Source organism: Kitasatospora sp. NPDC057518, assembly GCF_042802075.1.
Lineage (GTDB): Bacteria > Actinomycetota > Actinomycetes > Streptomycetales > Streptomycetaceae > Kitasatospora.
Genome location: NZ_JBHVEU010000018.1, coordinates 1 through 22,661, shown reverse-complemented (window position 1 = coordinate 22,661; position 22,661 = coordinate 1). Strand labels below are relative to the sequence as shown.

19 protein-coding genes and 1 tRNA gene are annotated in these 22,661 nt (G+C 75.4%); 13 read left to right on the top strand and 7 right to left on the bottom strand.

The features are described 5' to 3' along the window. The first annotated feature begins 146 nt into the window (after nt 1-146). The 6 genes from tmk (at nt 147) to ACFU7Z_RS03545 (ending at nt 9,339) form a co-directional block, all read left to right on the top strand. Complete coding sequence (tmk, locus tag ACFU7Z_RS03570) at nt 147-3,647, top strand: dTMP kinase (protein ID WP_380775699.1); 3,501 nt, start codon at nt 147-149, stop codon at nt 3,645-3,647. A gap of 270 nt (nt 3,648-3,917) precedes the next feature. Then, entirely contained in the window at nt 3,918-5,129 is a 1,212-nt protein-coding gene (locus ACFU7Z_RS03565) for a DNA polymerase III subunit delta' (protein ID WP_049660729.1), read from the top strand. 235 nt (nt 5,130-5,364) lie between these two features. Continuing rightward, nucleotides 5,365-6,600: a hypothetical protein gene (locus ACFU7Z_RS03560; protein WP_380775697.1), complete on the top strand. Its 1,236-nt coding sequence runs from the start codon at nt 5,365-5,367 to the stop codon at nt 6,598-6,600. Nucleotides 6,601-6,733: 133 nt separating this feature from the next. Then, nucleotides 6,734-8,425, top strand: coding sequence for an alpha/beta hydrolase (locus tag ACFU7Z_RS03555; RefSeq protein WP_380775695.1), 1,692 nt, complete (start codon nt 6,734-6,736; stop codon nt 8,423-8,425). 108 nt (nt 8,426-8,533) lie between these two features. Further along, a complete protein-coding gene (gene leuE, locus ACFU7Z_RS03550; RefSeq protein WP_380775693.1) occupies nt 8,534-9,184 on the top strand; it encodes a leucine efflux protein LeuE in 651 nt (216 codons plus the stop codon). An 81-nt stretch (nt 9,185-9,265) separates the two neighbouring features. Next, a tRNA-Thr gene (locus tag ACFU7Z_RS03545) sits at nt 9,266-9,339 on the top strand. Nucleotides 9,340-9,402: 63 nt separating this feature from the next. On the opposite strand, the gene ACFU7Z_RS03540 is transcribed toward ACFU7Z_RS03545, so the two are convergent. Together ACFU7Z_RS03540 and ACFU7Z_RS03535 are read right to left on the bottom strand one after the other, a co-directional pair. Continuing rightward, nucleotides 9,403-10,047 (bottom strand): LuxR C-terminal-related transcriptional regulator, encoded by a 645-nt coding sequence (locus ACFU7Z_RS03540; RefSeq protein ID WP_380775691.1) that lies wholly within the window; start codon nt 10,045-10,047, stop codon nt 9,403-9,405. After that, entirely contained in the window at nt 9,999-11,339 is a 1,341-nt protein-coding gene (locus ACFU7Z_RS03535; protein WP_380775711.1) for a sensor histidine kinase, read from the bottom strand. Before ACFU7Z_RS03535 ends, ACFU7Z_RS03540 begins: the two co-directional genes overlap by 49 nt. 252 nt (nt 11,340-11,591) lie before the next feature. Between ACFU7Z_RS03535 and ACFU7Z_RS03530 the strand changes: the two genes are divergently transcribed. The 3 genes from ACFU7Z_RS03530 (at nt 11,592) to ACFU7Z_RS03520 (ending at nt 14,628) form a co-directional block, all read left to right on the top strand. Then, a complete protein-coding gene (locus ACFU7Z_RS03530; protein ID WP_380775689.1) occupies nt 11,592-11,975 on the top strand; it encodes a hypothetical protein in 384 nt (127 codons plus the stop codon). A 32-nt stretch (nt 11,976-12,007) separates the two neighbouring features. After that, nucleotides 12,008-12,910: an ABC transporter ATP-binding protein gene (locus ACFU7Z_RS03525; RefSeq protein ID WP_380775687.1), complete on the top strand. Its 903-nt coding sequence runs from the start codon at nt 12,008-12,010 to the stop codon at nt 12,908-12,910. A gap of 71 nt (nt 12,911-12,981) precedes the next feature. Beyond that, complete coding sequence (locus ACFU7Z_RS03520) at nt 12,982-14,628, top strand: hypothetical protein (RefSeq protein ID WP_380775685.1); 1,647 nt, start codon at nt 12,982-12,984, stop codon at nt 14,626-14,628. Nucleotides 14,629-14,751: 123 nt separating this feature from the next. Here ACFU7Z_RS03520 and ACFU7Z_RS03515 read toward each other — a convergent pair whose 3' ends face one another. The 3 genes from ACFU7Z_RS03515 to ACFU7Z_RS03505 form a co-directional block, all read right to left on the bottom strand. Beyond that, nucleotides 14,752-15,336, bottom strand: a complete 585-nt coding sequence (locus tag ACFU7Z_RS03515) for a TrmH family RNA methyltransferase (RefSeq protein ID WP_049654411.1) — start codon at nt 15,334-15,336, stop codon at nt 14,752-14,754. Next, a complete protein-coding gene (locus ACFU7Z_RS03510) occupies nt 15,333-15,977 on the bottom strand; it encodes a class I SAM-dependent methyltransferase (RefSeq protein WP_049654410.1) in 645 nt (214 codons plus the stop codon). The genes ACFU7Z_RS03515 and ACFU7Z_RS03510 overlap by 4 nt, the downstream gene beginning before the upstream one ends. Nucleotides 15,978-16,196: 219 nt before the next feature. Beyond that, entirely contained in the window at nt 16,197-16,727 is a 531-nt protein-coding gene (locus tag ACFU7Z_RS03505; protein ID WP_117488487.1) for a carboxymuconolactone decarboxylase family protein, read from the bottom strand. Nucleotides 16,728-16,936: 209 nt separating this feature from the next. Here ACFU7Z_RS03505 and ACFU7Z_RS03500 point away from each other — a divergent pair, with 209 nt between their 5' ends. Beyond that, on the top strand, nt 16,937-17,137 hold the full coding sequence (locus tag ACFU7Z_RS03500; protein ID WP_380775683.1) for a hypothetical protein: 201 nt from the start codon (nt 16,937-16,939) through the stop codon (nt 17,135-17,137). 45 nt (nt 17,138-17,182) lie between these two features. Here ACFU7Z_RS03500 and ACFU7Z_RS03495 read toward each other — a convergent pair whose 3' ends face one another. Both ACFU7Z_RS03495 and ACFU7Z_RS03490 read right to left on the bottom strand, forming a co-directional pair. After that, a complete protein-coding gene (locus tag ACFU7Z_RS03495) occupies nt 17,183-19,951 on the bottom strand; it encodes a lysylphosphatidylglycerol synthase domain-containing protein (protein ID WP_380775681.1) in 2,769 nt (922 codons plus the stop codon). 68 nt (nt 19,952-20,019) lie between these two features. Then, nucleotides 20,020-20,781, bottom strand: coding sequence for an SDR family oxidoreductase (locus ACFU7Z_RS03490; protein WP_049660175.1), 762 nt, complete (start codon nt 20,779-20,781; stop codon nt 20,020-20,022). Between the two features lie 180 nt (nt 20,782-20,961). On the opposite strand from ACFU7Z_RS03490, the gene ACFU7Z_RS03485 reads away from it, so the two are divergent. The 3 genes from ACFU7Z_RS03485 to ACFU7Z_RS03475 all read left to right on the top strand — a co-directional run bounded on the left by ACFU7Z_RS03485 (nt 20,962) and on the right by ACFU7Z_RS03475 (nt 22,656). Continuing rightward, nucleotides 20,962-21,888, top strand: a complete 927-nt coding sequence (locus ACFU7Z_RS03485; RefSeq protein ID WP_380775679.1) for a helix-turn-helix transcriptional regulator — start codon at nt 20,962-20,964, stop codon at nt 21,886-21,888. A 38-nt stretch (nt 21,889-21,926) separates the two neighbouring features. Next, on the top strand, nt 21,927-22,193 hold the full coding sequence (locus ACFU7Z_RS03480; protein ID WP_049660172.1) for a UBP-type zinc finger domain-containing protein: 267 nt from the start codon (nt 21,927-21,929) through the stop codon (nt 22,191-22,193). A gap of 190 nt (nt 22,194-22,383) precedes the next feature. Next, nucleotides 22,384-22,656, top strand: coding sequence for a hypothetical protein (locus ACFU7Z_RS03475; RefSeq protein WP_049660170.1), 273 nt, complete (start codon nt 22,384-22,386; stop codon nt 22,654-22,656). Nucleotides 22,657-22,661: the final 5 nt, after the last annotated feature.

Here is a 22,661-nt window from a genome sequence, read left to right as displayed (position 1 = left end):
GGCAGCCGGGCCCGTGCCCCCGATCCCGGGGGTGCGGGCCCGAGGTCCGTCGGGTCCGTGCGGGCTACGTCACAACCCGGTGATGAGCGCGATCCGGAAGCCCGTTCGCAGCGTTCCGGCCAGGCCCCGCCCGCTACGCTGACCGTATGACGAGCGAGGAGCAGCCCACCCCCAGCGCCGTCCCGGCCGCCAGAGCCCGGGCGTTCGACCTGCCCGAGGTCGCGCCCGCCGGGAGCCCGGCGGACCGGGCCAGGGCCCTGCTGCGGACACGCGCCTACCGGCGCCTGTGGACCACCCAGCTGATCGGCGGCACCGCCGACCGGCTCGGACTGCTGGTGCTGCTCGCGCTCACCGTGATCGCCGCCGCCCAGGGCGGACAGTTCGGCAGCCTGCCACGCAGCCTCGCCTTCGCCCTCGCCGCGGTCCTCGCCGTCCGGGTGCTGGCCACCGGGCTGGTCGGCGTCGCGCTGCTCGGCCCGGTGCACCGGCTGGTCACCGGCCGGCTGGACCGGCGCTGGACGCTGTTCGGCGCCGACGTGCTGCGCGCCCTGCTGATCGGCCTCGCGCCCTGGTGGAGCGTCTGGCTGGGTTCCGCCGCCAAGCCTTCCGGGGCCGCCGTCTACGTCCTGCTCGCCACCGTGTTCGTGACCGGTGCCGCCGAGCGGGTCTGGGGGATCGCCAAGTCCGCCGCCGTCCCGGGCCTGCTGCCGCCGGCCAACCCGCACCTGCCGGCCGCCGAGCAGCGCCCGGCCGCGGCCAACCTGGACAGCGTCCGGAGCATCGACCGCTTCACCGGCTGGGTGACCGTGCCGCTCGGCGCCGTCGGCCTGGTCGCCCTCACCCTGCTCAACAACATCGGCGCGGCCGTCGGCTCCGACTGGCTCCGCGCCCACCAGCTCACCTTCGCGGCGCTCGGCGCGGCCGGGCTGTTCGCCGCCTCGGCGGTCCGCGGCTACCTCCAGCAGCTGCCCGGCGGCCCGGTGACCGTCGCCCCGGTCTCCCCGTTCCAGGGCCTGCGCGCGCCGACCGACGCGACCCCCGGCCCCGCGCTCGGCAAGGGCCGCACCGGCAGCGCCCCGTACTTCACCTTCGCCGTCGCGGCCGGCTACGCCTCGATGGCGGGCGTCGCCGCGCTCGCGCTGCTGACCGCCGCCGAGCACCGCGCCGGGCCGATCGGCTACGGCCTGCTGGTGCTCGCCGCCGCCGGGACGCCCGCCCTGGGCACCCGGCTCACCCGGGCCACGCTGCCCTCGCTGTCCCGCCGCCGACTGCTCGCGCTGGCGCTGCTCACCCAGGGCGTCGCGCTGATCCTGGCCGGCCTGGTGCTCGACTTCGTGCTGGTCCTGCTGCTCACGGTGCTGGCCGGCCTGGCCGCCGGGATCGTGGTCTCGGCCGGGCGCACCCTGCTCGCCCAGGAGGTCGAGGAGGCCCGGCTGCCGAAGGTCACCGAGCACCTGTTCGCGGTGCTCCGGGCCGTGGTCGCCGCCGCGCTGGTCGTCGTCCCGCTGATCGCCGCCGCCTACGGGGACGTCGAGTACGGCACCGTCGAGCCCGGCTCCTTCACCTTCATCCACGGCGGCGCGGCCCTGGCCGTCGCCACCTCCGGGCTGCTCACCCTGGTGCTCGCCGCGGTCGTGCTGCTGCGCACCGACGACCGGCGCGGCACCGCGCCGTTCGTCCGGGACCTGGTGGACTCGGTGCGCGGCGCGGGCGGCCCGGTGCCGCACCAGGGTGCGGGCACCGGCTTCTTCATCGCCCTGGAGGGCGGCGACGGCGCCGGCAAGTCCACCCAGGCCCAGGCGCTCGCCGAGTGGATCCGCGGCAAGGGGCACGAGGTCGTGCTCACCCGTGAGCCCGGCGGCAGCCCGGTCGGCCAGCGGCTGCGCGGCCTCGTCCTGGACGTCGGCAACACCGGCCTGTCGCACCGCGCCGAGGCGCTGATCTACGCCGCCGACCGCGCCGAGCACGTCGAGAACGTCATCCGGCCGGCCCTCGCCCGCGGCGCCGTGGTCATCACCGACCGGTACATGGACTCCTCCATCGCCTACCAGGGCGCCGGGCGCGACCTGGCCGCGACCGAGGTCTCCCGGATCTCCCGCTGGGCCACCGGCGGGCTGCTGCCCGACCTGACCGTCGTCCTGGACGTCGACCCGACCAGGGCCCGCGAGCGCTTCACCGAGGCGCTGGACCGGCTGGAGTCCGAGCCCACCGAGTTCCACCAGCGGGTCCGGGCCGGCTTCCTCTCCCTCGCCGCCGCCGACCCGGCGCGCTACCTGGTCGTGGACGGCAGCCAGGCCCCCGACTTCGTCACCACCGCCATCCGGCACCGGCTCGACCGCGAGCTGCCGCTCTCCGAGCAGGAGAAGGCCGCCCGCGCCGAGCAGGAGCGGCTGGCCAAGGAGGAGGCCGAGCGCCGCGCCGCCGAGGAGGCCCGCAAGAAGGCCGAGGAGGAGGCCGCCGAGCGCAAGCGGCAGGAGGTGCTGGCGCAGCTGCGGGCCGAGCAGGCGGAGAAGGAGCGGCTGGCCAAGGAGGAGGCCGAGCGGGCCGCCGCCGAGGCCCGGCGCAAGGCCGAGGAGGAGGCGCGCCGACGGGCCGCGGAGGAGGCCGAGCGCCGCGCCGCGGAGGAGGCCAAGCTCCGTGCGGCCGAGGAGGCCCGGCTGGCCGCGGAGGCCGTCGAGCGCAAGCGGATCGCCGACGAGGCGGCCGCCCAGGCCGAGCTCCAGCGGCAGCGCGAGCTCGCCCGTGAGGAGCAGCGGCGCCGGGCGGAGGAGGCGCTCCAGCGGGCCGAGGAGGCGCGGCTGGCGCAGGCCGCCGCGCTCGCGGCTGCGGCCGCCGCGGCGGAGTCGGCGGAGGGCCGGGCCGAGGGGCGGCCGGGGTCGGGTTCCGGCTCGGGTTCGGGCTCGGCGGGTTCGGGTTCGGCGTCGGGGGAGGCGACCACGGAGCTGCGGGCGGTCCGGGACATCCCGAAGGACGCTCCGCGGGACGCGGCTCAGGCCTCGTCGGGCGGGCTCGGGGACGAGGCGACGCGCGAGCTGTCGCCGCGGGACCGGCAGGCCGCCGTCCGGGCGGCCGAAGCCGCCGAGGCGCGCAAGGCTGCCGAGGCGCGTCGGGCCGCCGGTGCGGTCGACGAGACCACCAGGCTGCCGGTGGTACCGGCCTCGGCGGTGGACGAGACGGCCGTGCTGCCGAAGGTCCCGGCGGAGGCCGACCGGACCGCGGTGCTGCCGCGGATCGAGCCCGGGCGCGTTGAGGGCCGTACGGACGGCCGCGGCGAAGGGCGGGCCGAGGGCCGGGCGGCGCAGGCGCCGAGGCGCGCGGAGCCGGTCGACAGCACCCGTGAGCTGCCGGTGATCGGCGCGGAGCCGGCTTCCGGGCCGCAGTCGCCGTCGCAGCCGGCCGCCGAGCGGCCGCGGCCGGAGTGGGCCGAGGAGACGCCGATGGACGACCTGCCGAGCCTCACCGACACCCTGCTCGGCTCGCACGACGAGTGGGCGCGCTGGGAGCACGGCGGCCCGGGCCAGGGCGGTTCGTACGGCGGCCCGCAGAGCGGCGCCCAGGGCGGTGCGGAGCGGCCCGAGGTCCGTGGGAACGCCCAGGGCGAGGGTGACGGCAAGGGCAAGGGCCGTCGCTGGGGCCGCCGGGGCTGACCGGACACGCGTGCGCGGCGCCGTCGGGGCGGGTCCCCGGCGGCGCCGCCGCGTTCCGTCGGGCGGTCGCCGGTGGGGTCGCGGTCCGTCGGGTGTCGGTTCGTCGGGTGTCGGTCCGTCGCCCGCGGAACCGGCCTTCCCGTCCACCTTCCCGTCCGCCGTGTCCTCCGCCGTCCCCCGGACGGAGCAGTGGGTGTCGGAGCGGAGACGTATGCTCGACGGCGGGGAAGAGGCGCCACCGGCGCTGTCGTACGGAGCTTGGGAGCAGCAGTGGCCGTCTGGGACGACCTGGTGGGCCAGGAGCGGGTGGTCGAGCAGCTGACCGCCGCAGCCCGGGCGGCCGGGGCGACGATCGAGGCCGGTCGCGGGGCCGCCCCGGTCGAGGGCGTGAACGCCTCCCTGATGACGCACGCCTGGCTGTTCACCGGCCCGCCCGGCGCCGGGCAGGTCACCGCCGCGCGCGCCTTCGCCGCCGCCCTCCAGTGCACCAGTCCGGACCTCGCGCTCGGCGGCACGCCCGGCTGCGGGTTCTGCGACGGCTGCCACACCGTGCTGGCCGGCAGCCACGCCGACGTCAAGTACGTCCGGACCGACGGCCTCTCCATCGGCGTCGGCGACATGCGCGACCTGGTCATGCGCGCCTCCAGCTACCCGACCGGCGGCCGCTGGTCGGTGATCCTGGTGGACGCCGCCCACCGCCTCACCGAGGCCGCCGCGAACGCGCTGCTCAAGGGCGTGGAGGAGCCCTCCCCGCGCACCGTCTGGCTGCTCTGCGCCCCCTCCGTCCAGGACGTGCTGCCGACCATCCGTTCGCGCTGCCGCCTGCTGGTGCTGCGCACCCCCGCGGCCGAGGCGGTCGCCGACACCCTGGTCCGCCGCGACGGCGTCGACCCGGAGACGGCCCGGCTCGCCGCGCTCGCCGGTCAGGGCGACATCGAGCGCTCGCGCCGCCTCGCCGTCGACGAGCAGGCCCGGACGCGCCGGACGGAGGTGCTGCGCATCCCGCTGGAGGTCGGCGACATCGGCGGCTGCCTGACCGCCGCCCAGCGCCTGGTCGACACCGCCAAGGCCGATGCCGAGGCGCTCGCCGAGACCCAGGACGCCAAGGAGACCGACGACCTCAAGGCCGCCTACGGCGCCTCCGAGGGCAGCAAGGCGCCGCGCGGCATGGCCGGCGCGGTCAAGGAGCTGGAGAAGCGGCAGAAGAGCCGGGCCACCCGCACCCGCCGGGAGACCCTGGGCGTCGCCCTGCTCGACCTGCTCGGCTTCTACCGGGACGTGCTCGCCATCCAGCTCGGCTCCACCGGCGCGCTCGCCAACGAGGACCAGCGGCAGGCGCTGAACCGGGTGGCCCAGGCCGGGCCCGCGGAGGGCACGCTGCGCCGGATCGAGGCGGTGCTGGCCTGCCGCCAGGCGCTGGACCGCAACGTGGACCCGCTGCTCGCGGTCGAGGCGATGACGGTGGCGCTGCGCGCGGGCTGAGGGCCGGGCGGGGCCGTTCTTCCTGGATTGCTCCGGCGGGCGGTACCCGTACGCCTCCCGGGGCGATACGCCGTCCCACCTTCGAGTGAACGAGCGACACTCGCCGGGCACACCGTCGTGTGACGGTCCGCCCGTTGTGCACGCTGGGGGCCGACTGCGCCCGCTGCCGGGGCGGTCGCCTCCCGTACGCGCCGGTTCCGGTTCGGCGCGGCCCCCTCCAGAGGTGGTGCGTCCCGTGGTTCGTTCGCTCCTCGTCATTCCCCTGCTGGCCGCCGCCCTCGGCGGGATCTGGCTGGCCCGGGGTGCCCAACAGCGCTGGCGCGACCTGCGCGCCGCCGAGACCTACGAGCTGGCCGGCGACCGCCTGCCGATGCTGGTGCGGGCGGCCGGGGCGATGGTCTGCGGGGTGTGCGTCACCGCCCTGACGGTGCTCACCACGCTCGGCGCCTTCGGCGGCCTCGGCCGGGACGTCCAGGCGCCGGACCGGGCGGAGCCGGTGGTGGACGCGGGGAGCGCGGGTGCGGGGGCGGGCGGCGGGACCGGTGCGGGGACGGCGGCCCGGCCGCAGCAGGCGGCGCCGCCGGTGGCCGCCGAGTCGGCCGCTGCTGCCGGTGCTGGCGCCGGTGCCGGCGCCGCCCCGGTCGCCCCTGCCGCCGTCGGAGCGGCCGGAGCTGTCGGAGCCGCCGGACCCGCTGCGGCTCCCGCCGTGGCCAGCCGCTTCGACAGCGTCGGCCACCCCGGCGGCGGCGAGCTGCTCCAGTCCGCCGTGCTCGGCCCCGACGGCCACCCCCGCAACGTCCGGGTCTGGCTCCCGCCGCAGTACGCCAAGGAGCCGAACACCCACTTCCCGGTCGTCGTGATGCACGCGGCCGCGCCCCAGAAGACCGCCGACGCCGAGGTCCCGGACGTCTTCGAGGGCATCGGTTCGGCCCTCCAGACCGGCAGGACCCGCCCGTTCATCCTGGTCGCCCCCGAGGCGCCGAACGGCACCGCGCACCCCTGCGAGCTGGTCGCCGCCGCCCCGGCCGCCGTCGCCGACGACGCGACGCTGCGCGGCACCATCGCGGCCTCCTTCCGCACCCTGCCGCCCGGCCCGGCCTCCTGGGGCGCCCTCGGCGTCGACGGCGGCGCGCCCTGCGCGGCCGCCGCCGGACTGTCCCGGCCCGACCTGTACGGCGCGGCCGCGGCGGTCTCCGGCCGCTACGACGCCATCGCGCTCACCCAGACCGGCGCCGAGGCCCCGGCCGGCAGCTCCGCCAAGCTGCTGCTGGCCGCCGCCAAGGCCGACTCCGCCGGGCTGGACGCGGCCCGCAAGCTCCAGTCCGCGCTGAAGGCCGGTCCCGGAGCGGCGGCCAAGGCCGACGTGCGGATCTCGGACAACGTGCAGGACTTCACCCCCGACCGGGAGCGGCTGCGGCTGGTCCGGCAGGCGGCGCAGTTCCTGGCCGAGGCGCTGGCCAAGCCGTCCTGAGTGCCCGTCCGGCGGCGCTACGCTGCCCGGTACCCCGGGGGAGGGGTGCCGGGCAGCGGCGTTTCCTCCGGGGTGCTCCACTGGTTGTTCCACGGGTTGTTCCACGTGCTGGTCGATTGCGGAGTGGTGGCGGATGAGGGCCTTCGGGCGGGCGCCGGTACGGGCGTGGGCACGGACGCGGGCGCAGGCACGGACGCGGGCGCTGGCCGCGGCGCTGGTCGTCGCCGGGCTGCTGGCGGGCGGGTGCGGCGCCGATCCGTCCGAGGCGCCGGGGGCGTCCCCGTCGGACCCGGCCGGCTCCGGCAGGCCCTCCGCCCCGGCGACTGCGGCGGCGTCCGGGGCTGCCGGGGCCGCCGGGGCGACCCCGTTGGAGCCGCTGCCCGCCGCCGTCCCGGCCGCGCTCGCGCCGTACTACGCGCAACACCTGGCCTGGCAGCCCTGCGACAGCGGGTTCGAGTGCACCACGTTCCGGGTGCCGCTGGACTACGACCACCCGGGGGACGGCGACCTCACCCTGGCGGCCGCCCGCGCGGCGGCGGAAGCCGCCCCTTCCGCCTCCCCGCCCGCTTCCCCGGGCGCGCGGCTCGGCTCCCTGCTGCTCAACCCGGGCGGGCCCGGCGGCTCGGCGATCGAGTACCTGGAGGCCGCCGCTCGGACGTACGACCACGGGGTGCGCGCCCGGTACGACCTGGTCGGCCTCGACCCGCGCGGGGTGGGCCGCAGCAGCCCCGTCAGCTGCCTGAGCGGCGACCGGATGGACGCCTACACCGCCGTCGACCTGACCCCCGGCGACCAGCACGGGATCGACGCGCTGATCGCGGCCGACAAGGAGTTCGCCGAGGGCTGCCGGAAGCAGGCCGGGGCGGCGCTCGGCCACCTCGGCACCGTCGAGGGCGCCCGCGACATGGACGTGCTGCGCGCCCTGCTCGGCGACGAGAAGCTGAACTACGTCGGCAAGTCCTACGGCACCTTCCTCGGCGCCACCTACGCCGGGTTGTTCCCGAGCCGGGCCGGACGGCTGGTGCTGGACGGCGCGATGGACCCGGCGCTCGACTCCGCCACCGGCAACCGCACCCAGGCGGGCGGCTTCGAGACCGCCTGGGCCGCCTTCGCCCGGGACTGCGCCACGCGCGAGGACTGCCCGCTCGGCCGCACCGAGCAGCAGGTCGGCGAGCAGCTCACCGCCCTGCTGGAGGGCGTCCGCGCCGCCGCGCTGTCCACCGCCGAGGGCGGCCGCCGGCTCACCGGGTCCCAGGCGACCACCGGCGTCATCCAGGCCATGTACGCCGACTTCCTCTGGCCCAAGCTGCGCGCCGCGCTCGCCGACGCCAAGGCGGGCGACGGCACCGGTCTGCTGAAGCTCTCCGACAACTACTACGGGCGCGAGGCGGACGGCTCGTACCCCAACCTGATGTTCGCCAACACCGCGGTGAACTGCCTCGACCTGCCCGCCCCGTTCCGCGGGCCGGAGGACGTCCAGCGGGCTGTGCCGGAGTTCGAGCGGGTCTCGCCGCACTTCGGGCGCGACATGGCCTGGATGGCCCTGACCTGCGCGTACTGGCCGGTCCGGGCCACCGGTACGGCGCACACCATCCGCGCGGCCGGCGCCGCCCCGATCGTCGTCATCGGCACCACCCGCGACCCGGCCACCCCGTACGCCTGGGCCCGGTCGCTGGCCGACCAGCTGGAGTCCGGCCGCCTGCTCACCTTCGACGGCGACGGCCACACTGCGTACGGCCGGCACAGCACCTGCGTGGACGGAGCGGTGAACCGTTTCCTGCTGACCGGGGAGGCCCCGGAACAGGGCAAGCGCTGCGACCGGTAGGGCGTGCCCGGAGCCGGGAGACCGACAGGTGGTTCTCACTTCAACCGATTACCGGTACGACGTTACGATGAGCGCCCCCTGTCACCCTCCCCTGCACCGGAGCTCATCGTGCTCGGAGTCAACGACCTGGCGACGTACGTCCTCGGCGCCCTCGTCATCATCCTGCTGCCCGGCCCCAACTCCCTGTACGTGCTGTCCGTCGCGGCCCGCAAGGGCATCCGCACCGGCTACCGAGCCGCGGCCGGCGTCTTCATCGGCGACCTCACCCTGATCAGCCTCACCTCGCTGGGCGCGGCCTCCCTGCTCAAGGCCAACCCGGCCGTCTTCGCCGTGGTCAAGTTCGGCGGCGCCGCCTACCTGCTCTGGATCGGCTACGGCATGCTCCGCGCCGCCCGCCAACTCTGGCGCGACCGCCGCGCCGCGGCCGACCCCACCGCCGAACCGGCCCCCGAATCCACCGAGAACCCCTTCCGCCGGGCCCTGGTGATCAGCCTCCTCAACCCGAAGGCCATCCTCTTCCTGCTCTCCTTCTTCACCCAGTTCGTCGACCCCGGCTACGGACAGCCCGCCCTCTCCTTCGCCCTCCTCGGCGGCATCCTCCAGACCTTCAGCTTCCTCTACCTCTCCCTCCTCATCTTCGCGGGCACCACCCTCGCCACCGCCTTCACCCGCCGCAAGCGCCTCTCCGCCACCCTCACCAGCGGCGTCGCCGTCCTCTTCGCCGGCTTCGCCGCCAAACTCGCCGTCTCCTCCGCCTGACCACCGCCCCCGGATACCGGGTACGGATCACCCGCGAACCTGTGTAGACTGGCCCGCGTTGCCGCCACACACGGCAGCGGTGCCGCCTTAGCTCAGTTGGCCAGAGCAACGCACTCGTAATGCGTAGGTCGCGGGTTCGAATCCCGCAGGCGGCTCAGTGAAGGCCCAGGTCAGGAAGTTCTGACCTGGGCCTTTTTGCGTGCCCCGGGGGGTGGGGGTTACTGGTCGAGGTAGGTGAGGACGGCCAGGATGCGGCGGTTGGCGGTGTCGGTGGGGTGGAGGCCGAGCTTGGTGAAGATGTTGGTGATGTGCTTGGCGACGGCCTTCTCGGTGATGAAGAGGGATTGGGCGATGCCGGTGTTGGAGCGGCCCTGGGCGAGGGATTCGAGGACTTCGCGTTCGCGGGGGGTGAGAGTGGCGAGGGCGGTGTCGCGGTCCTTGCGGACCAGGAGTTGGGTGACGACCTGGGGGTCCATGGCGGTGCCGCCGGCGGCGACGCGGTGGATGGCGTCGAGGAACTGGGTGCCGTTGGTGACGCGGTCCTTGAGCAGGTAGCCGACGGCGTGGCCGCCGGTGGCGAGGAGTTCGCGGGCGTAGAGGGGTTCGACGTACTGGGAGAGGAGCAGGACGGGGAGGTCGGGGGTGGCGCGGCGGGCGGTGAGGGCGGCGCGCAGGCCCTCGTCGGTGAAGGTCGGCGGCAGCCGGACGTCGACGATCGAGACGTCCGGCCGCTGCTCGGTGAGGGCCCGGAGGAGGTCGGGGCCGTTGTCCACGGCGGCCGCCACCTCGTGGCCGTGGGCCTGGAGGAGGCGGATCAGGCCGTCCCGGAGGAGGAAGTGGTCTTCGGCGAGGACAATGCGCACGGAAGCTCCAGGGTCACCGTGGTCGGACCGTCGGGGGGACTGCTGACGGCGACGACCCCGTCGAAGGTGGCGAGCCGCCGTTCGACGCCGCGCAGGCCGGTGCCGCGGCGGGCGTCCGCGCCGCCCCGCCCGTTGTCGGAGACGGTGATGCGCAGTACGCCGCGATCGTAGCGGAGTTCGATTCCGGCGCGGCCGGCGTCGGAGTGCTTGACGACGTTGGTGAGGAGCTCCGAGACGGCGAAGTAGGCGGCGGACTCGACGGGCATCTCGGGGCGGCCGGGGAGGTCCGCCGAGACCTCGGTGGGGACCGGGCAGACCATGGCCAACGCCCGTACCGCGTCGGTGAGTCCGCGGTCGGCGAGGACCGGCGGGTGGATGCCGCGGACCAGGTCGCGGAGTTCCTCCAGGGCCTTCGCGGAGGACTGGCGGGCCTCGACCAGCAGGGCGCGGACGGCCTTCGGGTCGGTCTCCAGGAGGTGTTCGGCGGCGTCCAGGGTCATGCCCATCGCGACCAGTCGGGCCTGGGCGCCGTCGTGCAGGTCGCGCTCGATCCGGCGGATCTCGGCCATCCGGGTGTCGACGGCGGTGCTGCGGGTGGCGGTCAGGTGGGCGATCCGGCCGGCCAGCAGCTCCTGCTCGCCCGGGGCGAGCATCGAGCGGATGTGGCGGGCGTGCCGGCGGACCGTGCGGGGCGCGAGCCAGAGCGCGAGCGGGAATTGGAGCAGTCCGAGGACGCCGGCGAGGACGGCGGTGGCGGTGCCCTCGATCGGGATGAACTGGTACCAGAGGCCGTCCCACTCGGTGGACAGCTGGACGCCGAAGAAGGCCAGGAAGACGCCCCAGAGGCCGTTGAGCAGGACGGCGACCGGCAGGAAGGCGAGCAGGCTGCCGACGAACGGCTCGGCGAAGACCCAGCAGAACTCCCGACGGGTCTGCGGGTCGCGGGTGATCCAGCGGTAGCGGGCGAGGACGCCGGAGGCCCACTCGGGCACCGGCGGCAGCGGGCCGGGCGGTCCGGGGAACCGGACGTCGGACCACTCGGCGGCCAGGGCGCGCTGACGGTCGGCCAGGTCGCGCACCCCGGCCATGGCGCGGGGGACCAGGCCGAGGCCCGGCCCGACGAGGGAGATCGCGCACGTGACGCTGAGGGAGTGGACGAGGGCGAGGGCGGAGAGCCGACTGAGGGTCAGGGACCGTCGGAGGGCGGTGAGTCCGGTGGACACCGAGAAGCCCGTGGCCCTGTTCGGTGTGGTGCCCTCCTCGCTCGGCGCCGGGCCCTCCCCGTTGTGCATCGTGCTGTTCACGGACGCGATCCCCTCCCGGTGGTGCCGTTGTGCGGCCCGGTCGCGCCGGCCCGTGAGGCCATTCTGACGACTGCGGGGAGGCCTTGTCGGTGGGAGAAACTCCCCCTTTGGTCATACGGGATATCTGCCGAACGGCAGATGGCAGAAGCCCGCGGACCGGCCAGGCTTACGAGCGTGCTCACGTGCCCCAGGAAACGCGCCCGGAGCGGCGCATCCGACCCCGACCGCAAGGAGGACGACGTGGACCGACGTACGAGAACCGGATACGGGCCGGTCGTTCTCGTGGTGGTCGCGCTGCTGTCGCTCGCCGGCTGCGCCGACGCGATGGACGCCGCGCCCGAGGACAGGACCTTCGAGTTCGCCGCCCAGAGGCTGAACGTCGTGTCGCACGGTGCCCCCGCCGACCTCGTCGCGGTCGACCGGAAGGACGTCAAGGTCACCCGCTGGTTCGAGACCAGCGGCAAGGTCGGCAGCGCCAAGGCCTCCTGGGAGCTGAAGGACGGGGTCCTCGACCTCCGGGCGGGGTGCTCGGGGATCGCCAACTGCGACACGAAGTACCGGGTCGAGGTGCCCAAGGGCGTGGCGGTCCTGCGGGACGGGCGCGAGACGGAGCTCAAGGGGTGAAGGCGATGACTCCTGGCGGAGGGACGGGGAACATGCTCGAACTGGTTGATGTCACCAAGGTCTACAAGGGCGGCAAGCGGGCCGTCGACGGCGTCACGATGCGCCTCGGGCCGGGAATGGTCGGGCTGTTGGGGCCGAACGGCGCCGGGAAGTCGTCGCTGATGCGCATCGTGGCGACGGTCACCCGGCCCACGGGCGGGCAGGTCCGGTACCAGGGCGCCGACGTGGTGGCCGAGCCGGATCGCTTGCGCCGGGAACTCGGCTACCTGCCACAGGACTTCGGGGTCTACCCGAACCTGACCTCGCGGGAGTTCCTGTCCTACCTGGCGGCCGCCAAGGGGATCGGAGCCCGTTCCGCCCGGGCCCGGATCGACGAGCTGATCCAGCTGGTCAACCTGACCGAGGCGGTCAGGCGCCCGCTCGGCACCTACTCGGGCGGCATGCTCCGCCGGGTCGGCATCGCGCAGGCCCTGCTGGCCGACCCCAGGGTGATCGTGGTCGACGAGCCGACCGCCGGCCTGGACCCGGAGGAGCGGGTGCGCTTCCGCAACCTGCTCAGCGAACTCGCGGCGGAGCGGGTCGTGATGCTCTCGACCCACATCGTCTCCGACGTCGAGTCGGTGGCCTCCGACATCGCCGTGGTCGCGCACGGCCGGCTGCTGCGCCGGGGCGCGCCCGACGAGCTGCTCCGGGAGATCGACGGACAGGTCTGGGAGGCGGTGGTCGCACCGGCGGACCTCCTGGAGGTCCAGGCCCGCCACGTGGTCAGCCGGATGGTGCGGACGGGGAACGGCGTGCGGGTGCGGCTGCTCGCCGCCGAGCCGCCGCGGCCCGACGCGGTCCGGGTCGTGCCGGATCTGGAGGACGCCTACCTGGGCGTCATCCACCGGCCCGGCGGCTCGGCCCGGGCCGAGCAGCGGGCGGTGCGGCGATGAGGGCGACGGTGACGGTGACAGGTCCGGCGGTCGGGTCGGCTTCGGGGTCGGGGTCGGGGGTCGGGTCGGCGTTGGCCAGGCTGGCGGTCGGCGACTTCCGGGACCGGGTGCGCCGACCGGTGTACGCGGTGACGCTGCTCGCCGCGGTCGGGCTCGGCTACCTGGCCGTACCGGACGCCGGCGGCCACTGGACGATCATGGACGTGGGCGGCCACCGGGGCATCTACAACAGCGCCTACGTCGGCGCGGTCACGGCCCTGGCCGGTGCGCTCTGGCTCACCTTCGGCGGCTTCTACGTGGTGCGCAGCGGCATCGCGCGGGACGAGGCGAGCGGGGTCGGCCAGGTCCTCGCCGCCACCCCGCTGCGCAACTCCCGCTACCTCCTGGCCAAGTTCCTGAGCAACCTGCTGGTGCTCGCCTCCATGGTCGGCGTGCTGGCCGTCACCGCGCTGCTGATGCAGCTCGCCCGCGGTGAGGACCGCGCGGTCGACCCGATAGCCCTGGTGGTGCCGTTCCTGCTGCTCGCGCTGCCCCTGATGGCGCTCACCGCGGCGGCGGCGCTGCTGTTCGAGACGGTGCCGCTGCTGCGGGGCGGCTTCGGGAACGTCGTCTGGTTCGTGCTGGCCATGGTGCTCGCGCTCAGCGGGCAGTCGGCCTCCGCACCGCTGGACGGCCTCGGCGTGCACCAGGTCGCGCGGTCGATGGGCGCGGCGCTGGAGGCCCGGCACGAGTCGGTCGGCGACGGCGGGTTCAGCCTCGGACTGACCAAGGTCGACAAGCCGCTGGGCACCTTCCTCTGGGACGGTTTCGACCCGTCCGCCGGGTTCGTCCTCGGGCGGCTGGCCCTGGTGCTGCTGGCGATCGGCCTGGCGCTGCTGCCGGCCCTGTGGTTCGGCAGGTTCGATCCCGCGCGTGCCTCCGGCGGTGCGTCCGGGGGTGCGGCTGCCGCCGGGGCCGGGGCCGGGGCCGTCGCGGAGGTGGTGGCCGGGGAGCCGTCCGCGTCCGAGGGGACGGAGACGGCGGGGGCGCGCTGGGCGACCGTACCGGGCGCTCGGCTACGGACCGAACCGCAGCGGACCGCCCTGCCGCAGGCCGAAGCGCGGCGGGCCGGGGCGTTCGGGCGGCTGCTGGCGGGGGAGGCCCGGATCCTGGTGCAGGGCGTCTCCCGCTGGTGGTGGCTGGTCGCCGCCGGGCTGACGGTGGCCGGGTTCGTGCTGCCGATGGACGCCGTCACCGGCCTGCTCCTGCCCCTGGCGTGGCTGTGGCCGGTCCTGATCTGGTCCCGGCTCGGCAGTCAGCAGGTCGAGAACGGTCTGGAGGTGCTGCTCGGCGCCTACCCGTCGGCCCGGCGCAGGCTGCTCGCCGAATGGGCGTCCGGGCTGGTGCTCACCGCGGTGACGGGCGCCGCCCCGCTGATACGCATGCTGGCGGCGGGCGACGGTGCGGGGACGGCCAGTTGGCTCGGAGGCGCGCTGTTCGTCCCCTCGCTGGCCATGGCGCTCGGGGTGGTGAGCCGGAGCCACCGGCTCTTCCAGGTGGTCTACCTGCCGCTCTGGTGGGTCCTCGTCAACAACGTCGCCGCCGTCGACTTCATGGGGGCCGTGCGCGTGAACGGCAGCCCGGGCGGTCCGGGGCCGCTGCTGGTCGGGGCGCTGTCCGCGGCCATGCTCGCGGTGGTGTTCCTGGTCGGCGCAGCCCGACGGAACGTCAAGGGCTGACCGGAGACGGGCGCCCGGGCCGTCGGCGGACGGTCCGGGCTGCCCTCGGGCTTCGGGGCACACCCAGGGGGTGTCGCCCGCCTGCCCGTCGTCTCCTTCTCGCCGTCTCCTGCGCGCCGTCTACTACTCGTCGTCGCCGAGGTCGCCCGCGAGGTCACCCGAGAGGTCGCCGTCCGGGGTGCCGCTGATCGCGTAGCCCTGCCGGCGCGCCTCGTAGCAGGCCACCGTCGCGGCCGCCGAGACGTTCAGCGAGCCGACCCGGCCCAGCTGCGGCACGAACACGACCTGGTCGCAGAGCGCCAGCGCCTCGGGGGTGATCCCGCGGTCCTCGTGCCCGAGCATGAAGGCCACCGCCGGGGTCAGCTCGGCGGCGAACATCGGCACCGCCTCGTCCGCCAGCTCCAGGCCGACGACCTTGAAGCCGTCCGCCTTGGCCGCCGCGACCGCCTCGGCGATGGTCGGGAAGTGCTCCACCTTCAGGTACTTGTCGGTGCCCATCGCGGCCTTCTGCGCGCCGGAGGAGCGCACCGACGGGGTGTCCCCGACCAGGTACAGCTTCTCGGCGCCCATCGCCGCGCCGGTGCGGACCACCGAGCCGACGTTGAACGGCGACTGGAGGTTCTCCAGGATCATCGCGAGCCGGAACTCGTTGCTGCGCCGCCACGAGCGGTGCAGACGCTTCAGTTCGGTCCCGCGCAGCTGCTTCACGTCGTCGTACCTCGTCCACTCTCGGAGCCCTCGCCCACCTCGGGGCGGGGCCGCGCTTCCAGAATCCGGCACCCGTTGACCGACGTGACCCGACTGGTCGGGTAGCCCTGCTCGTTCAGCCACTTCTGGAGCGAGTCCGAGCCCAGGTGCTTCTGCACCACCAGGAACGCCGAGCCGTCCGGGGTCAGCCGGTCGAGCCAGTGCGTGAGCAGGCGGCGCAGCGCGGCCTTGCCGATCCGGATCGGAGGGTTGGAGTAGATGGTGGCGAAGCGGACGTCCTCGGGGACGTCGTCGGGCAGGGAGGCCTGGACGTTGCCGAGCCCCAGCGCCTCGGCGTTCAGCCGGACCAGCTCCAGGGCGCGCTCGTTGACGTCCACCGCCCAGACCGGGAGGCGCTTGCGGCGGCTCGCCCAGGTCAGCGCGATCGGACCGTAGCCACAGCCGATGTCCAGGATCGGGCCGCGCACCCGCGGCTGCGGGGCGTGCTCCAGCAGGATCCGGGTGCACGGGTCGAGCCGGGTGCGGGAGAACACCCCGGTGTCGGTGGTCAGTTCCAGGGTGAGGTCCGGCAGGGAGACCGTGATCGGCCGGCGGTCGCTGGCGACCTCGGGTGCACCGGTGAAGTAGTGCGAGCCGGACATGATTTCCCCGTCGTTCGTATGGGCCTCGGGGCCACCGGGTGGGTGTGGGTTAGCCCTTTGTACGGCACCGATCGTACCCCCGGTGGCCCGGACGGCGTTCCGGCCGCCGCCCGGGACGGGTGCTCCCGCCGGTGCACTCGCCGTCGCCCGGGACGCGGCTCGGGAACGGCGGTGCGGACGGCGGTGCGGACGGCCGTGCGGCGCGGACGGTGGGCGCGGTCAGGCGGTGCCGGGGGTCTTGCGGGTGGCCACGTTGATGCGGTTCCAGGCGTTGATGGTGAAGCAGACCGAGATCAGCTGCGCCAGCTCGGCCTCCGCGAAGTGTGCGGCGGCCCGGGCGTACACCGCGTCCGAGACGCCGCCGTCGATCCGGGCGACCTCCTCGGCCAGGGCCAGGGCGGCCCGCTCGCGCTCGGTGTACACCCCGGCGGGGGCGTCCGGCCAGACCGGCAGCAGGTAGATCCGCTCGTCGGTCTCGCCGGCCTTGCGGGCGTCCTTGGCGTGCATGTCCAGGCAGTACGCGCAGCCGTTCAGCTGGGAGGTGCGCATCTGGACGAGCTCGACCAGGGCCGGGTCGAGGCCCTCGCGGGCGGCGGCGTCCAGGGCGATCATCGCGCGGAACACCTTGGGGGCGGTGCGGGCGTAGTCGAGGCGGGCGGTGCCCGCGAGGGCCTCGGTGGTCCGGGCGGCCTCGGTGGTCCGGGCGGTCCGGGTGGCTTCGGTGGCCCGGGTGCTCTCGTTCGTCGTCATGGCTACGACCCTAGGAGCGGAATGCACCCGTCCCCTGGGTCATTCACGATGCTGTTTCGTGGGTCAATCAGGCCGGTCGGCCGGGGGTCCGCCGGAGTCCCGGCAACGCCGGAGCGTCGTCGGCGCGTCGCGTCCCGGCGCCGGGCGGCGGATACTGCGAGTACGCCAGCCGGGCCCGTGAAGGCCTCCGAACAGTGAGGACGGATGCCATGCCGCAGGAACAGCACGAGGAATACCTGATCGACGAGACCGCCGAGACCGTCGAGCCCGACGAGCCGGCACCCGAGGGCGACACGTACGACGAGGTGGCCGAACGCCGGGCCGTCGGCGCGGACCCGGCGACCAACGTCGCGGACGTCGTGGAACAGACCCAGCCGGTCCGGCACGACGAGGAGGAGTACCGGGAGTAGCGGGGTCCCAGGGAGCGGAGCGGGAGCGGCGGGGCCCCGGAGCGGCTACAGGGCCCGGCGCCGTTGCAGCCAGGCCAGGGCCGCCCAGCCCGGCAGCACCGGCAGGATCAGCGTCAGCAGGCGGAACAGCGCCACCGCGGCCAGCTCGCCGCCCGGCTCCATCGACGTGGTCTGCTGGAGCAGCGTGAGCAGCATCCCGTCCACCGCACCGGCCCCGCCCGGGGTCGGCGCCGCGCTGCCCACCGCGTTGCCCACCAGGAACACCACCGCGACCGCGGCGAAGGACGGCTCCCGGCCGATCGCCCGGACACAGCAGTACAGGCAGGTGATCAGGCAGATCGACACCAGCAGCTGCCCGGTCACCCCCACCGCCAGTTTGGACGGGCTGCGCAGCAGGTCCAGCAGGCGCGGCACCACCTCGGCCGTCAGCGGCCGCAGCCGCGTCGCCAGCCACCGCCGGGCCGCCGGGATCGCCGACACCACCGCGAGCAGCGCCGCCGCCCCCGCCAACCCGCCGACCACCGCGGGCAGCGCGTCCAGCTCGGAGCTGCCCGGGACGAAGTCCAGGAGGTAGACGAAGGCGCCGAGCTGCAACAGGTGCAGCACCAGCCCGATCAGGTTCCCGACGCCGACGCTGGACAGCGCCTGCGCGGTCGGGATCCCGGCCCGCTGCAACAGGCGGGTGTTCAGCGCGATCCCGCCGACGCCGCCGGGCGACACCAGCTTCACGAACGACCCGGCCACCTGCGCCAGTACCGCGTTGCGGAAGTCCAGCCGCTCCGGGACGAAGCCCACGAAGCCCATCGCCGCCGCGACGTGGCTGGCCGCCGCCGCGGCCAGCGCCAGCAGCAGCCACCAGGGATCGGCGTCCGCCAGCGCGGAGACCGGGTTGTCCTCCGCCGCGAACAGCTGCGGGATCAGCAGCCAGCCGGCCACCACCCCGCCCACGACGACCAGCAGGGTCCGCGGCCGCAGCCGCTCCAGCCGCACCGGCCGACCCACCACTCGCGGGCGGGTGCGCAGGACCTCGGCGCGGATCTCGTCGAGCAGGCCGCTGGGGGCGGGGGTGTGGTGCTCGGGGGCCGGCTCGGTGGTGGTGGCCTCCGGGGGCGCCGGGGAAGCGGTGGTGGCGACGGGCCCGTTGCCGCCGGTGGGGGAGCCGGCTTCGGCCGCAACGTCGACACCGGCCGGACCGCCCGACGGCTCGGCGGCCCGGGCGCCGGTGTGCTTCGCGTGCTGCTTGAGGGCGCGGCGGGTGGTGTGGGTGAGGGCGATGGGCTGGAGCAGGGGGAGCGCGGCGCCGACGGGGTCGGGGCCGAGGACGGCGGTGGCCGTACGGACGGAGCGGGCGGCGCCGGCGCGCAGGGCGAGGGTGGTGAGGAGCTGGGCGAGGTCGCAGTGGAGGACGAGTTCGGTGGCGGCGATGTCGCCGTCGGCGAAGTCGACCAGGTGCACCGCGCCCGAGTCGTCGATCAGCAGGGAGGAGGGGACGAGCGCGCGGTGGGCGATCTCGCGGCGCTGGAGCAGGGCGAGCTGCCGCCAGGCGTCGGTGAGCAGCTCGTCGGTGATCTCCTCGTCGGGGAGCTCGTCCAGGGTGCGCCCGGCCAGCCGCTCGTACGCGATGAGGGCGGTGTCCTGGCCGATGCCGGCGGTGGCGGCGATGCGGCGGGTGCGGACGCCGGCCGCGAGGGCCGCGTACGCGACCAGGGCCTCGTGCTCCAGCCCGGTGCGGGGGGAGCGCAGGACGCGCGGGTCGGGGGCGGTGCGCAGCCGCAGCCGGCGCCAGGCGCGCTGGACGGCGGCGGCGGTGACGGCCTGCCGGTCGAGGAGCTGGACGTCGAGGTCGGGGCGGTCGTCGGCCTGTCGGACCAGGTAGCGGTCGGGGCCGGCCGGCTGGGCCTCGACCGGGCGCAGGCCGCTGTCGCGCAGGGCGCGCAGGACCTCGCCGGGCCGGGGGCAGGGGTCGGGGGTGCCGACCGCGTACAGGGTGCCGTGGGCGCCGGTCCAGCCGATCAGCAGCCCGAGCAGGAGCGCGGTGGGGGTGGCGTACCCGCCGGTCAGTCCGGCGAGGCCGGAGAGGGCGAGGACGGTCCAGGGCAGGCGGCGTTCCCGGCTGCCGGAGGCGGTCATGAAGGCGAGGACCGGCGCGAGGTAGCCGTAGACGGGCTCGGTGTGCCCGAGTCCGCCGTCGGGCAGCGCGTGGGTGAGCGCGGTGAGCAGCGAGAGCGGGGCGAGGTCGTCGGCCCACAGGTCCAGGCCGAGGGTGGCGCCGTACGCGAGGACGGCGGCGAGCAGTCCGTCGGAGACCTGCTGGACGGCGCGCCGCCGGTCGGGGCCCAGCAGCCGGCGGACGGCGAGGCCCACCGGGAGCAGCAGGACGGCGGCGGTGGTGAGCCCGCCGGCCAGGCCCGCCAGCGGGCGCGGCACCAGCGCGGCCGCCTCGGCGACGTCGGCGGCGATGCCGCCGGTGGTGGCGCGGGCGTAGTCGGCGAGCAGCAGGGTGAGGGCGATGGCGAACAGGCCGCCGATCAGCCGGATCAGGGCGACGGGCTGCCGGACCCGGTCGGTGGCGGGCAGTGGGCGGGCCCGGAACCGGCCGGGTCCGGGGCCGGTCTGCTCGGGTATCCGGGCGGTGGCCGTTCCGGTGCCGCCGTCGGCCGGTACCCCGGTCCGTTCGTCGCCGCCGTCGGCCGGTGCGCCGGTTCGTTCGTCGTCGCGGGCGCTGTCACCGCTGCCGCGTTTCCGCCGCGCGGGCGCACCGCCCGGGTCGCCCCCGCCGGTGTCGCCGTCCGTTCTCCCCGTCACGATCGCCACGGATGGCATGCTCCCATGCCACCCGTGGGCGAGGAGTGGGGATTGCGCAGTGCCGGTACGACGGGGCCTTAGGCCTGGCGGGTCGGCAGGACGACCAGGTGGCGCAGGTTGACGTGCCGGGGGCGGCTGACGGTGTACGCGATGAGGTCGGCGACGTCCTCGGCCGCGAGGGCCGGGATGGCGTCGAACATGCCGCCGAGCTGTTCGCGCAGCACCGGGTTGTCGATGTGCCCGGCGAGTTCGGTGTCGGTCAGTCCGGGCTCGATCGCGCTGACCCGGACGTCGCGCGGGCCGAACTCGCTGCGCAGGGCGGCGGACAGCTGGGTGAGCGCGGCCTTGGTGGCCCCGTACACCGCGTAGTCGGGGAAGACCACGTGCGAGGCGATCGAGGAGACGTTGACCAGGTCGGCGGTGCGGCCCTCGGCGGCGGCCGCGGTGAGGTCGGAGCCGAAGGCGCGGACGATCCGCAGCGCGCCGGTGAGGTTGGTGTCCACCATGCGGGTCCACTCGTCGATCCGGCCGTCGGCGAGCGGGTTGGGCAGCATCACCCCGGCGTTGTTGACCACCAGATCGACCGGGCCGTAGGCGTCGTGGACGGCCTTCGCGGCGGCGTCCACCGAGGCCTGGTCGGTGACGTCGGCGGTGACGGCGAGGGCCTGCCCGCCCGCGGCGGCGATCTCCTCGGCGAGGGAGTCCAGCCGCTCGGTGCGGCGGGCGAGCAGGGCGACCCGGGCGCCGGAGGCGGCGAGCAGCCGGGCGGTGGCGGCGCCCATGCCGCTGGCGGCCCCGGTGACGACGGCGGTGCGGGCGGCGAGGGACGGGTGGCTCATCGGGGGCTCCAGAGGGTTCGGCCGGGCTGACGCCGACCACTCTGCGCGGGCCGCGACCGGCTACCCAGGGGTGCGTTCCTCCCGGGCACCGCCGTCCTGGGACGGGCCATCCCGGGACCGGGGAGCCTGGGAAAACCGGTGCCACCCTCGGGGCACCCCTCCGGGGCTACCCTGCCCGGCATGGAGAACACCCTGGGGGACTTCCTCCGCTCGCGCCGGGCCCGGATCCTGCCGGAGGAGGTGGGCCTGCCCTCGCACGGCCGCCGCCGGGTGCGGGGCCTGCGCCGGGAGGAGGTGGCGCAGCTCGCGGGCGTCAGCGTCGACTACTACGTCCGGCTGGAGCAGGGCCGGGGCGGCAGCGCCTCGGACGCCGTGCTGGACGCGGTGGCCCGGGTGCTGCGGCTGGACGGGGTGGAGGCCGCGCACCTGCGCTCGCTGGTCCGTCCGCCCAAGGCGCCGGCGGCCTCCGCCGCCCGGGTGCGGGGGCGGCAGCGGGTCCGGCCGGGGACGCGGCTGCTGCTGGACCTGATGACCGGGGTGCCGGCCTTCGTGCTGGGCCGCCGGATGGACGTGCTGGCCTGGAACGCGCTGGGCGACGCGGTGAACGGTTTCTCCACGCGTTCCGACGCCGGCCCGGACGGCCTGCCCAACCAGGCCCGGCACGCCTTCCTCGACCCGTCCGCCCGGGAGTACTACGGGCAGTGGGACGCGGTCGCCGCCGAGACCGTCGCCTTCCTGCGCCGGGACGCCGGACTGCACCCGGAGGACCCGGAGCTGGCCGCCCTGGTGGGCGAACTGTCGCTGCGCAGCGCGGAGTTCGTCCGGCTCTGGGCGGACCACCTGGTGCGGGAGAAGACCCACGGGGTCAAGCAGGTGAACCACCCGCTGGTCGGCGGACTCGACTTCGGCTACGAGACCCTGGGCGTCAACGGCTCGCCGGAGCAGCTGCTGGTCGTCTACACCGCCCCGGCGGACTCGCCCACCGCCCAGAAGCTGGCCCTGCTGGCGAGTTGGACGGCTCCGGGAGCGGCGGCCGGGGGCGCGGGAGCGGTGACCGAGGGTGCGGGAACGGACGGGGCGGCCGCCGAGGGGGCGGAAGCGCCCTGAGCGGGCGATCCGCGCCGGGGCGGCATAGCCTTTCAGTCATGAGCGCCTGCGAAGACCTCGCTCTGGCTCCTCAGGACATCGAGCCCCGGCCGCCCGCCGACGGTTGCGCCGACTGCCTGGCGCAGGGCCGCCGGGACTGGGTGCACCTGCGGATCTGCCTGGACTGCGGTCACATCGGCTGCTGCGACTTCTCGCCGCAGCGACACGCGACCGCGCACTTCCACAACTCCTCCCACCCGGTGATCCGCTCGTACGAGCCGGGGGAGGACTGGCGCTGGTGCTTCGTCCACGAGGTCATGGGCTGAGGCGGCCGGCCCCGGACGGCGCCTCCACCTGCCCCCGCGCGTACGGCGCCCACCCCTGCCCCCGTAGCGGCAGGTCGGCTTCTCCGCGGTGGCACGGGCCCGCAACCCGGATAAAATCCGGACATAACGCCCGTGCGGCCCCTCCGGCCGGCATCCGTCCGGCCCGGAGGCCGACGAAGGGAGGCCGACGATGACCAAGCGAACGCCCGGCAGCACCGCCAAGCTCCGCCAGGGCACCCAGGACCTGCTGGAGCGCCGGGGCATGGCGAGCCCGCCCACCCGGCTCGCGCCGGAGCCGAGCGCCGGCTCGATGTCCTACGCCGCCGCCGGGTACGGCGTCGGCGAGGCCTTCCGGCACGGCGGCCGGGACGCGGCAGGCGCGACGGCGCACGCGGCCCCGGCGATGCACGCCGAGCTCAAGGGGCACCGGCACCGTGGCGCGGAGAAGCACTCCGCCCACTGAGTCGC